Source organism: Miniphocaeibacter halophilus, from assembly GCF_016458825.1.
GTDB lineage: Bacteria > Bacillota > Clostridia > Tissierellales > Peptoniphilaceae > Miniphocaeibacter > Miniphocaeibacter halophilus.
Genome location: NZ_CP066744.1, coordinates 834,830 through 848,590, shown reverse-complemented (window position 1 = coordinate 848,590; position 13,761 = coordinate 834,830). Strand labels below are relative to the sequence as shown.

Sequence of the window (13,761 nt, the reverse complement as noted above, 5' to 3'; positions counted from 1 at the left end):
CCTCCTATTATCTAATAATTTTTATAATTTCTTCGCCATGTTCAACATAACGGTCTTTCATTTGTACAACATCTAAATAGTCTGCAGAATTTGTCACAACTATTGGAGTTGTAATATCAAAACCGGCTTCCTTTATTTTTTCTATATCAAATTCAATTAGTAATTCACCTTTTTTTACATATTTTTCATTTTTAGTTCTTATAGTAAAGTATTTTCCCTCAAGTTGAACTGTATCCATTCCAATATGAATTAGAACTTCAGCACCATCATCAGATAAAATACCTAAAGCGTGGCCAGTTGGGAATAAGGTTGCTATTGTACCATCACAAGGTGCATATAATTTTCCTTCAGTAGGAATTACAGCAACTCCATTACCTAAGGCTTTACTGGAAAAAGCTTCATCTGCAACATTTTCAATAGCAATAACTTCACCATTTAAAGGAGAATATAATTTTATATCTTCTACTAAGTTATTGTCTTTTTTTATTACACCGTCTTTACCTTCTATTTCTTCTTCATCATCCTTATAAGTTATAAATGTTAATACAAAGGAAACTACCATTGCTACTACAACACCTATAGCTGCGTGAAGAACAGAAATCATATCTCCGGTATTAGTGTTTATATAGGTTGTAAAACCAAATATACCAATTGCTCCAAAGGTATAGGAAGTAACTCTGAAAAATCCAATTATTCCTCCACCGACTGCAGCACCTATACAGGATATAATGAAAGGTTTTTTCTTAGGTAGAGTTATCCCGTAAATAGCTGGTTCTGTTATTCCGAAAATTCCTGTTACAAAGGCAGGAACTCCAAGTTGTTTAAGTTTTTTGTCCTTAGTTTTTAATACTATTGCTAAAACTACTGCAATTTGTGCAAAAGTACCAGCGAAATAAGGTGACATAAATTGGTCAAAACCTTGAGCTGTTAAATTGTATAAGGCTATAGGTACAATACTCCAATGTAAACCGAAGATTACAAGAACTTGCCATAAACCACCAATTAATATTCCAGCTATTACAGGGCTTAAATTATAAACAAATCCTATTGCAGCTCCTATTAATTGTGCTAACCATGTAGTTATAGGACCAATTAGTAAAAATGCTAATGGAACTATTATTATTAAAGTTAATAGTGGAACTAAAAACATTTTAAGTACGGCAGGTATTGTTTTCTGGAAGAAATTTTCAAGCTTTGCTCCAAAATATGAGGTTACTATAATAGGAACAACACTTGAGGTGTAGCCCATCATTATTACCGGTATACCTAAAAATCTATGGTAGACATTTGATTCAAAAAAAGTACCTTTAAAAAGTGTTAGTAATGGAGATGACTCTGCCAAATTTGAAGGGTCCATTCCAACTATGTTAGGATAACAGAATATAAGTCCTATAGTAAGTCCAATTAAAGGGTTTCCACCAAATTTTTTAAAGGATAAATATCCTAAAAATGCTGGTAGGAAATAAAATACTGAATCCGCAATAGAATATAATATTAAGTAGGTTCCGGATTTATCAGAAAGAAGTTCGAAAAACAATGCTAAAGTCAATAAACCCTTTAAAAGACCAGTAGCTGCTAAAACCCCTAAAGTTGGAGCTATTACTCCGGATATTATATCAATTAATTTTGCAAATGGTCCTTTGGAGTTGTCATCCTGTCCTTGATCATCATCTGAAAAACCGCCAATTTTGTTTACTTCTTTGTAAACATCTGCTACTTCGTTGCCAATAACAACCTGATACTGGCCTCCACTTTGCATTACCTTTACTATGCCTTCCTTGTTGGATAGAGCATCAGTATTTGCTTTACTTTCGTCTTTTAGCTTAAATCTAAGTCTTGTTATACAATGACTTACAGTTGAAATATTGTCTTTGCCACCGACATTTTCAATTATAAACTTAGCTAATTCTGAATAATCTTTCATATCTTCCTCCTATTTTTTATTTACTACTTTTTCAATATGAATAGTTAAATACAACTCTTCTTCATTATTGAGAGTATATTTATATTTACTCTTAATAAATTCCCTAATTTTTTCAACAGCGCTGTAAGATTCCGGATAATTGTTTTTTATAATAAGATATAAATCGTCGACCTTATCATCCTCATAAGCATTTTTATTTAAAATTCTCTGAGCAAAAAATTTTAAATGAGTTATAAACCTATAATAATTTATAGAATCTTCATCAAAATCTATTCCAAAATGAAGCCTTACTATCTTTAGAATTTCCTGCATAATATTAGTTATTTCATATACAGCATTTTCATTTTGCTCAAGTTGTGAATTTACAATATGTAATGCAATAAAACCGGCTTCATCTTCAGGAAGTTCTATGTTTATTTTTTCATTAATTATATTTAAAGCTTCTAAAGCTACTTCATATTCATTTATATAAAATCTTTTTATATCCCAAAGAAGGGGGTTTGTAAAAGAAATTCCTTCTTCAAAGCGGGAAACAGCACTATAAATATGATCTGTTAAAGAAATATATAAATTTTTACTTAAGTTTTTATTTAAAGTTGTTTCTGCTAAACTTATGATATTTGATGTTATTTCAATATAAACATCGGGTATACTGGAAAATAGTTTTATAATTTCCTTTGTATTTTCCGGTGAAAAAATATAAGTTTTTTCTATTTGATTGTCATCAAGAAAATCATCTACTCTTTTTTTAAAGGCTAACCCTTTTCCCATAACAACTATTTCATTGTTGTTTTTATCTTTTGAAATAACGGCGTTATTGTTTAAAATTTTACTTATTCTCATGGTGTGCACTCCTAAAAACAAAAAAACCTATCCACAGGACTACGAAATACTCCTGTAAATAGGTTTAGCTTGCTACGCAATAACTATCCTTAATATTAACTTAATTAAACAATAGCACAGAAAAAAATAATTGTCAATAAAACCTATTATAAATTAAAACAAAAATATTTTAATTTTACTCTTTAAATTCAAGTATATTAAGGATTGTTAAAATATATTTTTTTAAACAGGATTACTTTCTTGTTTTTTTCTTTCTTGTATATTTTCTTGTTTTTGAAATTGTTTATATGATTTTGATGCAATAATCATTAATTTTTCTTCATTATTTAATTCATTGTTTGCAATAACCTGCTTTAATAGATAAGATAGTACTTTTTTTATACTTTCTCCTTCATAACCTAGCATTTTCATATGATTTCCGTTAACGGCTAAATCTTTAATTTTATGAGGACCATTAAAAACTTCTTTATATTTTTCTAATATTTCATCAAATATATAGAAAGAGCCTAATCTCATAGGGTTTTGTGCTAAATTATCAGCTAGTTGGACTTTTATTAAATCTTCCATGTCCTCATAGGAGAATTCTTTATCGACTATAAACTTATTCATACTTCTAAATCTAGTAGAGAGAATAGTGTCATGACATTCTATTAATTTTAAAATTCGATTAATACTTTTTGTTGGAAATTTTAATTTTTTTAAAATTTTATTTGCAATAGCAACAGAATATTGGGCATGGTCATAGAAATGGTCATGTCCATTAACGGTAGTCTTAGTAACAATCTTACCAATATCGTGTAATAACATAGTATATTTTAAATCTATATCTCCAGAGATATTTAAGACGGACATAAGAGCGTGGTCACCAACATTGTAGACATGATAGGTGCTGTTTTGTGTAGTTTTAAACATTTTGTCTATAGGAGGAAACAGGACTTTAAATATTCCGGTATTATATAAATTTCGTAAAGCCGGATAATTATCTGCCATTAAAATTTTATCAAGTTCTACCTTAATTCTTTCAGTAGCTACGTTTTTTAAAAGATAGGAATATTTTGCTATATTATATAAGGTTTTGTAATCTATTCTAAAATCAAGTTGTGCTGAAAAGCGAATTGCCCTTAAAATTCTTAAAGCATCTTCACTAAATCGAACTTCAGGTTCGCCAACAGTTCTAATTATTTTTTTCTTTAAGTCTAATTGTCCGCGAAAAGGATCAATTAAAGTTTTGGAATAAATATCGTAGGCCATTGCATTAATAGTTAAATCCCTACGATTTAAATCCTCATAAATATCGTCAAAAAATATGACAGAACTTGGATGACGACCATCGGCATAGTCCGATTCTTTTCTCATAGTTGTAACTTCTACAAAATGGTCGTCTACTTCAACAGAAATAGTTCCAAATTTTCTACCAATATCTAAAGTTTTATAATTTTTAAAAACTTCAAGTATCTCATCCGGCCTAGCGTTGGTTGTAATATCCCAGTCATGAGGTATTTTACCAAGAAGGGAATCCCTTATGCATCCGCCAACAGGATAAGCCTTAAAGCCGTTTTCAGTTAATTCATTAACTACAATTTTAGCTAAACGAGATATTCTAATCATTGTAAACTCCTTGTACCCTTATATATTTTATATACCCAATTATACAAGGGGACAAAATATAAACATTTAAAAACTGTTAGCGTTTGAAAAATTGAATTTTACCTAAAGAAATATTTTCTTTGATTGAGTAAGTATTAGATGTAATAGTTAAAAATAATAATATTAAATTTGATTTTATTAGAGGAATAAATATATATATTTTTTTATATTTTCATATTAAAAACATGTAAATTTAAAGATTTAGTTGAGTGTAAAAACAGTTATTTGTTATACTTAATACAAGTGTTAGACTAGTATATTATAAAATTACAAATATATTAGTCCTATAAATTAATTAAAAGTAGAGGTGAAATAATTGATAAAATTTGAAAACGTTACTATGGCCTATGGTGATAATGTAGTAATTAAAAATTTGAATTTTGAAGTGGAGGAAGGCCAATTAGTTACTTTAGTAGGCCCATCCGGTTGTGGGAAAACTACTATATTACAATTGATTAACAGATTAATTAACCCGATTTCAGGTAAAATTTACCTGGAAGGCGTGGATATACAAACGATGAATCCAGTAGAACTACGAAAAAAAATAGGGTATGTTATTCAAGAAATCGGATTGTTTCCACATATGACAATAGAACAAAACATTGAAATAGTACCTAAACTATTAGGATGGCCTTCAGAAAAAAGGAAAAATCGAACTATAGAATTATTAGAAATGGTAGGTATGGATCCAGATACCTATTTAAATCGATATCCGGCAGATTTGTCAGGAGGACAACAACAAAGAGTAGGGGTTTTACGGGCATTAGCAGCAGAACCACCATTGATTTTAATGGACGAACCCTTTGGAGCATTGGATCCTATTATAAGAGAAAACCTACAAGATGAAATTAAAAAACTTCAAAAGAATTTAAAAAAGACTATAATTTTTGTCACTCATGATATGGATGAGGCTATAAAAATTGCAGATATTATAGTAATTATTAAGGATGGAGAAATAGTTCAATCTGCATCACCGGATGAACTGTTATCTAATCCTAGAAATAAATTTGTTGAACAATTTATAGGAAAGCATCGAATATATGAAAGTCAAATAGACAAAGTAAAAGACATTATGCGTAAAAATGTTTTTAAAGTATCGGTAAATATGGGATTGGAACGTAGTATTTCCCTTATGGAAAAAAGAGGAGTATCTACATTAATAGTCGTAGATGATAAAAATAGACTGCTAGGTTTTTTAGGAATTGAAGATATTATGAAACAAGTTCAACCAGGGTTAAAAGTTAGTGATTTGAAACTCGATAAAATGCCGACTATTGGTCCGGAAGAACCGGCTAAAAAAGCTTTTGATTTATTTGATGAACAAAACCTTGATATATTAACAGTTGTTGACGAAGGAAGTCATATTTTAGGAATAGTAACAAAAACCAGTATGGTTAAGTCATTAGCCCATGTGGTTTGGAAGGAGGATAGTAATGAGTAGCTTTCTATCTTTTATAATAGCTAATAAAAATATGATTGGAAAGGCCATAGGACAGCATTTGCTAATAAGCATTGTAGCATTAAGCCTTGGAATAGCCGTAGCTTTACCGGTAGGAATACTGCTTACAAGAAATAAAAAAATTGCTAATATCGTTCTTAATATTTTTAATGTAATCAATACGATTCCAAGTTTAGTTTTATTAGGATTTGCCATGATTATATTAGGCTTAGGTTTTGTACCGGCAGTTGCAGTATTGTTTTTATATTCTTTACTGCCAATAATGAGAAATACATATACAGGAATAAACACAATAGAACCTAAGTACATTAAGGCTGCTAGAGGAATGGGGATGAATCGCCATGAAATGTTAATTAATATTCAAATTCCTTTGGCTTTACCATCAATTATTACAGGAATACGTATATCAATTATATATATAATAAGCTGGGCAACTTTATCAGCTTTTATAGGGGCCGGTGGACTAGGAGATCTAATTTGGTCAGGTTTACAAGCCTATAATTATAATATGATTTTTGCAGGTGCTTTACCGGCAACTATATTAGCATTAATTGCCAATCTACTTCTTACTTTAGCTGAAAAACGTGCAAGAGAGTTCAGCCATGGAAAAAGGAGGAATAGAAAATGAATTTTTCAGACATTGGTAATGCACTTTTAGTACATTTGCGAATAGTTTTTACAGGTATTTTTTTTGGATGTTTAATAGGTATTCCAATAGGATCTCTTTTACGAGAACATAAAACCATATCCCAAATAATTTTTACAATTGTTGACATAATTCAAACGGTTCCAACATTAGCTATGTTCACTTTCCTAATGTTAATATTTGGTCTTAATAATTCAACGGTTATATTTTCAATTTTTCTATACTCTTTATTTCCAATTGTTAGAAATACTTACACGGGAATAAAAGAGGTAGATAAGGGAGTAATCCGTGCTGGTAGAGGGATAGGTATGACGGAAATGCAAATTTATTTTAAATTAGAGCTGCCCTTAGCTATGCCTGTGATTTTATCGGGAGTTAGATTGGCCTTAATATCAGCATTAAGTATAGCTACAACAGGTGTACTTATAGGAGCAGGAGGCTTAGGAATGTTAATTTGGCGAGGAATTCAAACTAGAAATATGAAAATGATGTTGTCGGGAGCTATTCCAGTGTCCTTACTGGCCATAATGTTCGATATTTTACTTTCAATATTAGAAAAGCGTATTAGTAGAAGAAGTAAGTAGGTAATTAATTTATATAAATAATATTAGAGAGGAGAAGGAAATGAGAAAATTTAAAAAACAGATTCTACTAGTAATTTGTTTATTGTTTATTACTGTTACAATAAGTAGCTGTAATGGAGGCAAGAAAGAAATAACAGTAGCATCTAAGCAATTTACTGAAAATATATTACTAAGTGAAATCTATTCCCAATTAATTGAAGAACATACCGATTTAAAAGTAATACGAAAACAAAATTTAGGAGGAACTTCTATATGCTTTCCTGCTTTAGAAAAAAAAGAAATAGATATTTATGTTGAATATTCGGGAACAGCCTACAATGAAATATTAAAACTTCCTGATAGCACAGGAATGAGTGGAGAGGAAATTTATAATATTTCTAAAGAAAAATTATACGAAGAACATGATATTACTATGTTTAAACCTATAGGAATCAATAATACTTTTGCCCTAGGTATGTTACGTACCAAAGCTGAAGAAAATAATATAACTAAAACAAGTGAATTAAAGGATATATCTTCAAGTTTAAGGTTTGGAGCAAATCATATATTCTATACAAGATTAGCAGATGGCTACGATGCAATGGCTGACTTGTATGAGCTGGATTTTAAAGAAGCATTAAAAATGGACACTTCTTTACTATATGATGCAATAGAACAAAACAAACTAGATGTTATTGTAGTCTATGCTACAGATTCACTATTAAAAAAATATGATATGGTCGTATTGGAAGATGACAAAGAATTATTCCCACCATATTATGGAGCTCCAATATGTAGAAATGATCTATTAGAAGAAAATGAGGAATTAGTCGAAGTTTTAGATTTATTAGAAAATCGTATTACCGATACTAGAATGCAAGAGCTTGATTATGAAATAGATGTAGAGGGAAGAACACCTGAAGAAGTAGCAAGGGAGTTTATAAAAGAAGAAGGTCTTAACAAATAATCAGTACATAAATAAAAAATAAACTAATTATGACAGAGCAGAATATTTGATTTTCTGCTCTATATTTTTTATAGACATAATATAGCTATTTCATTATAATTATAATAGTGAAAAGAGGTTAATATGAATAATATAAATATTTTTTCGGAAATAGGTAAATTGAAAAAAGTTATGCTCCATAGACCAGGTAGGGAATTGAATAATTTAATTCCGGAACTAATGGATGAATTATTATTTGATGAAATACCTTATTTGAAGGAAGCACAGAAAGAACATGATTATTTTTCTAAAGTGCTAAGAGATAATCATATAGAAGTTGTGTATTTAGAGGACTTAGTTGCTGAAATTATTAAAGACAGGAATATAAAAGAAGAGTTAATAGAGGAATATATTCTTGAAAATAGTATAGACATAGAAAAGGAAAAAAGTTTATTAAGGCAGTATCTTGCTTCCTTTGAAGATGAAAAAGAACTTGTATTAAAATTAATGGAGGGAACAAGAAGAGAAGAAATAAAGAATACAAGTAAGAACAGTCTTTGTGAACTGGTTTCCAGTAATTTGAAATTTATAACTAAACCTATGCCTAACCTATACTTTATTAGAGATCCCTTTACATTTGTAGGTAACCATGTAAGTTTAAATAAAATGTGGAGTAAGACCAGAAATAGAGAAACATTATTTGGAAAATATATCCTTAAATATCATAGGGATTTTAAAGATGTAAATTTACTTTATAATAGGAATTACAGGCATTCAATAGAAGGTGGAGATATATTAGTATTGTCTAAAGATTTAATTTGTATTGGAATATCACAAAGAACCAATCCAAAAGCCATTGAAGAATTTTGTAAAAACCTATTTAATATAAACTCATCCTTTAAAACGGTTTTAGCGTTTGTTTTGCCTAAAAAAAGAGAATTTATGCACCTAGATACTGTTTTTACGATGATTGACAAAGATCTTTTTACTATTCATTCAACAATAGAGAAAAATATTACAGTTTATTCAATTTCTAGTAATAATGGAGAACTAAAAGTAAATACAGAAAAAGGGTTTTTAGAAAATATACTGGGGCAATATTTAAAAAAGGATAATGTGAAATTAATTCCTTGTGGAGGAAGTAGTAAAGTTGACGCAGCAAGAGAACAATGGAGTGATGGTTCAAATACATTGGCAATTGCACCAAGGGAAGTTATTGTTTATGATAGAAATACTGCAACTAATAGAGAATTAGAAGAAAATGGAGTAAAATTACATATAATTAAATCAGGTGAATTATCAAGAGGACGTGGAGGACCAAGATGTATGTCCATGCCGATAATTAGAGAAGAAATATAGGAGGAAATTATGCCAATAAATTTAAAAGGAAGAGATTTTTTAACGTTAAAAGATTTTACATCAGAAGAAATTGAATACTTATTAAATCTTTCAAAAGATTTAAAAAATAAGAAAAGAGCAGGAATAAAAGGTGACTTACTAGAAGGAAAAAATATAGTCTTATTATTTGAAAAAACATCTACCAGAACTAGATGTGCATTTGAAGTTGCTTGTGCAGACGAAGGAGGCTATTCTACCTTTCTAGGTATGGCAGATAGCCAATTTGGTAAAAAAGAATCTGTGGAAGATACTGCAAAAGTTCTTTCTCGCTTCTATGACGGTATTGAATTTAGAGGTTTTAATCATAAAACAGTAGAAGAATTAGCAAAAAACTCACCTGTGCCTGTTTGGAATGGACTAACTGACCTTTACCATCCAACACAAATATTAGCTGACTTTTTAACCATTAAGGAATATGTAAATAAACCATTAAACAAAGTTAAATTCGTTTATGTTGGTGATGCAAGAAATAATATGGGAAATTCATTACTAGTAGGAGCATCTAAAATGGGAATGGACTTTGTTGCACTAGCTCCGAAAGAATTATGGCCATCTGAAAAATTAGTAAAAGAAATGGAAGAAGTAAATAAAACAACAGGTGGTAAAATTACTTTAACTGAAAACTTAGACAATGTTGAAAACGCAGATGTAATATATACAGACGTTTGGGTTTCTATGGGAGAGGAAGATAAATTTAAGGAAAGAATAGACCAGCTGAAACCATATCAAGTTAATATGGATATGATTAAAAGAACTAAAAATGAAGACGTAATATTTTTACACTGTCTACCTAGTTTTCACGACTTAAATACTACTGTGGCACAAGATGTTTACGATAATTTTGAATTAGAGGAAATGGAAGTAACGGATGAAGTATTTAGAAGTAAATATTCAAAAGTATTTGATGAAGCAGAAAATAGAATGCATACAATAAAAGCTATAATGGTGGCGACAATTGGAAAATAAAAAAAGGGACTTTCAATTGAAAGTCCCTTTAAATGTTAAAAAATATCATAATTTAACTCATCATAATGCTCTATATAATGGTCTGAAAGAGCTATTATTTTTTCCTTATCAGAATTAGCTGACTCATCTGCAATTGCAACTATTCCACCGTTCATTTTTTTAACGGTTTCTATACAGTATAGTGCATCTTCAAAAACAATAGAATTTTCTATTGAAGAGTCTAGGTTTTTTGCAGCTATATTCCAATATTCCGGTTGAAACTTCATTAAATTTACATTATCACAGGTTTGAATAAATTCGAAATATTTTTCTAAACCCTGCTTATTAATAGCATCTATAGCAACTCGTTCAGGAGTAGCTGTAGCAACTGCCATTTTAATATTTTTATCCATTAATTCATCTAGGGCATCTTTTACGCCAGGTTTTAAAGAAAATGTATTTAAATAGTTATATCTCATAATTTCCATAATATTATTAAAGGAATCTGTAGGAGTCCCTTGTATATTAAAATCATTATGAACTTTATCTAAAATTTCTTTCATAGGTTTGCTGTTTAATGATTTTCTATAATCAGGATCTAGTTTTAAGCCAATGTCAGTTAAATAGTCATCTAAAACCGTTGACCATTTTTTCATAGAGTCTATAATTGTTCCGTCCATATCAAAAATTGCTACTTTTCTCATAAATCCCTCCTAATGTAATATTATATACTATTTATATTTTATTTGCATTTATTGGGAATTATATGTCGTTATTAGCAGAATGTTCAATTGCAATTTTAATTATAATTGACATTATAGTACCTATTAGAAATACTATCCACCCCGGATGCCAAAGTCCCTTAAAAAAGCCAAGATATAGGTATATTATTACTATTACAATCCACATTATATCTTCAAATAAGCCTAAGGATTTTTTTCTTCTATAATATTTTTTATTTTTAGAATCAACAGGTGGACCATATTCTTCAACATCATAGTATTGAGTTAAACCTTTAGATTTAAAATAATCTATAAAATAATTTTTCTTTATACCAGCGAAAGCGAGAAGACCTGTGCCAGCAGCTACAAAAGAAAAGAAGATAAAAGGCAGAAAGGACTTAGGCAACATAAAGGACAAGCCACCTGTTACTCCAACTCCTAGTATATAAAAAATAATACCTGCTGCAATAACTATAGGGAAAATAGTAGAAAATTTCTTATATTCTTCTACTGTTTCTAAATCTTCCTTAGATAAGGTTATATTTTCATCGCTGTTTTTTAATTCTAATTCAGATAATAATTCCAACAGCTTCTTCCGACGATTTACCATTTAAAATTAAATCTTCATATTCATCTTCCATATGAGTTAAAATGTCATTTTTAATTCTTATAGATTTTTCATCTTCCTTATATGAAGAAAAAATATTTTCAATATAAGTTTTTAGTACTTCCATTATACTTCCTCCAAATAATTAATAAACAATTCCATTACTTCTTTAATCTCTTCCCATTCCTTGATTTTAAAATCCAAATATTTTTTCCCCTCATTTGTTAAGGTGTAGTAAGTTCTTTTTCTTCCAAAGGTTTTATCTGATTCATATCCTGCAATGTAGCCGTTTTTCTCCAGTCTGGAAAAGGCGGAGTACAAAGTTGTTTCCTTTAGAGAATAGCTATTCTTAGCTATATGAGAAATTTTTTTTGATATTTCATAACCATAGGAATCATTTTTTTTGAGAATAGAAAGAATTAATAAATCGTTAAAACCACGCATAACATCACTTGATATCATTTCTACCTCCAAACTACTATGTCTGTCGTAGTAATTCTAATATAGCATTTTTACTACGACAGGTCAAGTAAAATAAAATTAATTTGCTCTTTATTGTACTATTAGATATAATACAATAAAGAGTTTGCATTACTCAACATAATACAAAGGAGGATTGTTATGATTGGGCTGGTTTTATCGTTGTTGGTGATATTTATAATTCCGATAATTGTAGTAATTACTTTAAATCGTAAAAAGAAAGTAAGGTTGAGAAATTTTATTGTAGGAATTTTTGCCTTTCTAATATCTCAAACATTTACAAGGCTACCTATTTTAAATTTATTACAGACTAAAACAACTATTTTTAGAACAGGTTTGTTTTCAAATTTAATGCCTTATATTATATTTCTTTCTTTTACAGCCGGGATTTTTGAGGAAACAGCAAGGTTTATTGCATATAAAACAATATTAAAGAAAGAAAAAAATATTTATTCACCTATTTCATTTGGTTTAGGACATGGAGGGATTGAAGCTGTAATTTATACTTTGCTACCGATTTTAAGTTACAGATATAATCTATTATTCTTAGATAACTTACAAGTCTATTTGGGAATTTTAGAAAGGGTCTCAGCTATTATATTCCACATTTCAGCTACAATTTTAGTGTTTTATGGAATTAGAAAAAACAAAAAGGTTTGGTGGTTAATCTCCATAATAATTCATGGAATGTATAATTTTATATTCACTTATTTGGCAAATGTTCTAAATAGGATTGTTCTTTCAGAAATAGTAGCTTTAATTTTGGCAATAATATTGTTAATATTTGCAAGGTATTTATTAAGAAAGTTAGAAAGGGAGGAAAGTTATGAAAAATACGAAAGTTAAATTTATTTTATTAGTAGGTCTGGTGTTACTTGTTTTAGTAGGATGTGAAAAAAAGTTTGAATTGAAGAAATTTAAGGAAGATGAGGTAAAAAGCAAGGCACAGAATATTATTGAACTAGTTAACAATAGGGACTATGAAAAAATATATAATGATAATATTTCCGATTTAATAAAAACTACAGTTACGTATGAAGAATATTATAAACCCATGGAAGAAATAAGTAAGATTTTAGATAAATTAGGTAAATTTAAAGAGTATGAAAAATATGATATTATAGAGCAAGAAGAAAATGGGAATACATATGCTACTATTCAGTATGTAGTTAAGTATGAAAATGAAAAGGCTGTTTATACTTTAGGATTCGATGAAGAATATAAGCTTATAAATATCTTTATAAAATAAATATTAGTCTAAGAGAATATTTAAATATATGGTAGATTAATATGAATTACATTCCAATAATAATAGGTTAATCTTACTTACATAGGTTCAATTTTAAATAATGGAATTTTAGTGGATATAGTTATGAGCTTCAACGAAAATGTAGATAATAGGGAAAAATTAATATAATTAGTTAAATTATTACAATATCTACAAAATATCAAAGATAGATTTTATAGGTGTTTTTTTAAGAATACTTTAAGCAAATACAAGTATTATATATTTAAAGTTAATAAACTTTTTCATATACAACTTCCTTTTAAAAAAGACGAGATTTTTCATCTCGTCTTTTG

Annotated in this window: 15 protein-coding genes; 8 read left to right on the top strand and 7 right to left on the bottom strand. The window is 29.0% G+C overall.

Features of this window, described 5'->3' with window-relative positions; all coding sequences use genetic code 11:
• Positions 1 to 7: 7 nt before the first annotated feature.
• The 3 genes from JFY71_RS04145 to JFY71_RS04135 form a co-directional block, all read right to left on the bottom strand.
• Positions 8 to 1,924 (bottom strand): beta-glucoside-specific PTS transporter subunit IIABC, encoded by a 1,917-nt coding sequence (locus JFY71_RS04145; protein ID WP_243661786.1) that lies wholly within the window; start codon positions 1,922 to 1,924, stop codon positions 8 to 10.
• 9 nt (positions 1,925 to 1,933) lie between these two features.
• Entirely contained in the window at positions 1,934 to 2,767 is an 834-nt protein-coding gene (gene licT, locus JFY71_RS04140) for a BglG family transcription antiterminator LicT (protein WP_243661785.1), read from the bottom strand.
• A 222-nt stretch (positions 2,768 to 2,989) separates the two neighbouring features.
• Complete coding sequence (locus JFY71_RS04135; RefSeq protein WP_243661784.1) at positions 2,990 to 4,375, bottom strand: CCA tRNA nucleotidyltransferase; 1,386 nt, start codon at positions 4,373 to 4,375, stop codon at positions 2,990 to 2,992.
• A 355-nt stretch (positions 4,376 to 4,730) separates the two neighbouring features.
• Here JFY71_RS04135 and JFY71_RS04130 point away from each other — a divergent pair, with 355 nt between their 5' ends.
• The 6 genes from JFY71_RS04130 (at position 4,731) to argF (ending at position 10,392) form a co-directional block, all read left to right on the top strand.
• Positions 4,731 to 5,855, top strand: coding sequence for a betaine/proline/choline family ABC transporter ATP-binding protein (locus tag JFY71_RS04130; RefSeq protein ID WP_275955194.1), 1,125 nt, complete (start codon positions 4,731 to 4,733; stop codon positions 5,853 to 5,855).
• Complete coding sequence (locus JFY71_RS04125) at positions 5,848 to 6,501, top strand: ABC transporter permease (RefSeq protein WP_243661783.1); 654 nt, start codon at positions 5,848 to 5,850, stop codon at positions 6,499 to 6,501. The genes JFY71_RS04130 and JFY71_RS04125 overlap by 8 nt, the downstream gene beginning before the upstream one ends.
• Complete coding sequence (locus JFY71_RS04120; protein ID WP_243661782.1) at positions 6,498 to 7,103, top strand: ABC transporter permease; 606 nt, start codon at positions 6,498 to 6,500, stop codon at positions 7,101 to 7,103. Before JFY71_RS04125 ends, JFY71_RS04120 begins: the two co-directional genes overlap by 4 nt.
• Before the next feature lie 40 nt (positions 7,104 to 7,143).
• Positions 7,144 to 8,049, top strand: a complete 906-nt coding sequence (locus JFY71_RS04115) for an ABC transporter substrate-binding protein (RefSeq protein ID WP_243661781.1) — start codon at positions 7,144 to 7,146, stop codon at positions 8,047 to 8,049.
• Positions 8,050 to 8,172: 123 nt separating this feature from the next.
• Positions 8,173 to 9,387 (top strand): arginine deiminase, encoded by a 1,215-nt coding sequence (gene arcA / locus JFY71_RS04110; RefSeq protein ID WP_243661780.1) that lies wholly within the window; start codon positions 8,173 to 8,175, stop codon positions 9,385 to 9,387.
• Positions 9,388 to 9,396: 9 nt separating this feature from the next.
• The gene (gene argF, locus JFY71_RS04105; RefSeq protein WP_243661779.1) at positions 9,397 to 10,392 is read left to right on the top strand and encodes an ornithine carbamoyltransferase; all 996 of its coding nucleotides are present in this window, start codon (positions 9,397 to 9,399) and stop codon (positions 10,390 to 10,392) included.
• A gap of 35 nt (positions 10,393 to 10,427) precedes the next feature.
• Here the strand turns inward: argF and JFY71_RS04100 are convergent, their stop codons facing one another.
• Genes JFY71_RS04100 through JFY71_RS04085 form a run of 4 tightly spaced genes read right to left on the bottom strand, consistent with a single transcriptional unit; the run spans position 10,428 to position 12,162 of the window.
• Positions 10,428 to 11,075 carry an HAD family hydrolase gene (locus JFY71_RS04100; protein ID WP_243661778.1) on the bottom strand — a complete coding sequence of 216 codons (648 nt, stop codon included), beginning with the start codon at positions 11,073 to 11,075 and terminating at the stop codon, positions 10,428 to 10,430.
• Positions 11,076 to 11,133: 58 nt separating this feature from the next.
• Positions 11,134 to 11,679: a hypothetical protein gene (locus JFY71_RS04095; protein WP_243661777.1), complete on the bottom strand. Its 546-nt coding sequence runs from the start codon at positions 11,677 to 11,679 to the stop codon at positions 11,134 to 11,136.
• Positions 11,663 to 11,827 carry a hypothetical protein gene (locus JFY71_RS04090; RefSeq protein WP_243661776.1) on the bottom strand — a complete coding sequence of 55 codons (165 nt, stop codon included), beginning with the start codon at positions 11,825 to 11,827 and terminating at the stop codon, positions 11,663 to 11,665. Before JFY71_RS04090 ends, JFY71_RS04095 begins: the two co-directional genes overlap by 17 nt.
• Positions 11,827 to 12,162: a PadR family transcriptional regulator gene (locus tag JFY71_RS04085; protein ID WP_243661775.1), complete on the bottom strand. Its 336-nt coding sequence runs from the start codon at positions 12,160 to 12,162 to the stop codon at positions 11,827 to 11,829. Before JFY71_RS04085 ends, JFY71_RS04090 begins: the two co-directional genes overlap by 1 nt.
• Before the next feature lie 159 nt (positions 12,163 to 12,321).
• Here JFY71_RS04085 and JFY71_RS04080 point away from each other — a divergent pair, with 159 nt between their 5' ends.
• Positions 12,322 to 13,026 carry a YhfC family glutamic-type intramembrane protease gene (locus tag JFY71_RS04080; protein ID WP_243661774.1) on the top strand — a complete coding sequence of 235 codons (705 nt, stop codon included), beginning with the start codon at positions 12,322 to 12,324 and terminating at the stop codon, positions 13,024 to 13,026.
• Positions 13,007 to 13,429, top strand: a complete 423-nt coding sequence (locus JFY71_RS04075) for a DUF3887 domain-containing protein (protein ID WP_243661773.1) — start codon at positions 13,007 to 13,009, stop codon at positions 13,427 to 13,429. Before JFY71_RS04080 ends, JFY71_RS04075 begins: the two co-directional genes overlap by 20 nt.
• Positions 13,430 to 13,761: the final 332 nt, after the last annotated feature.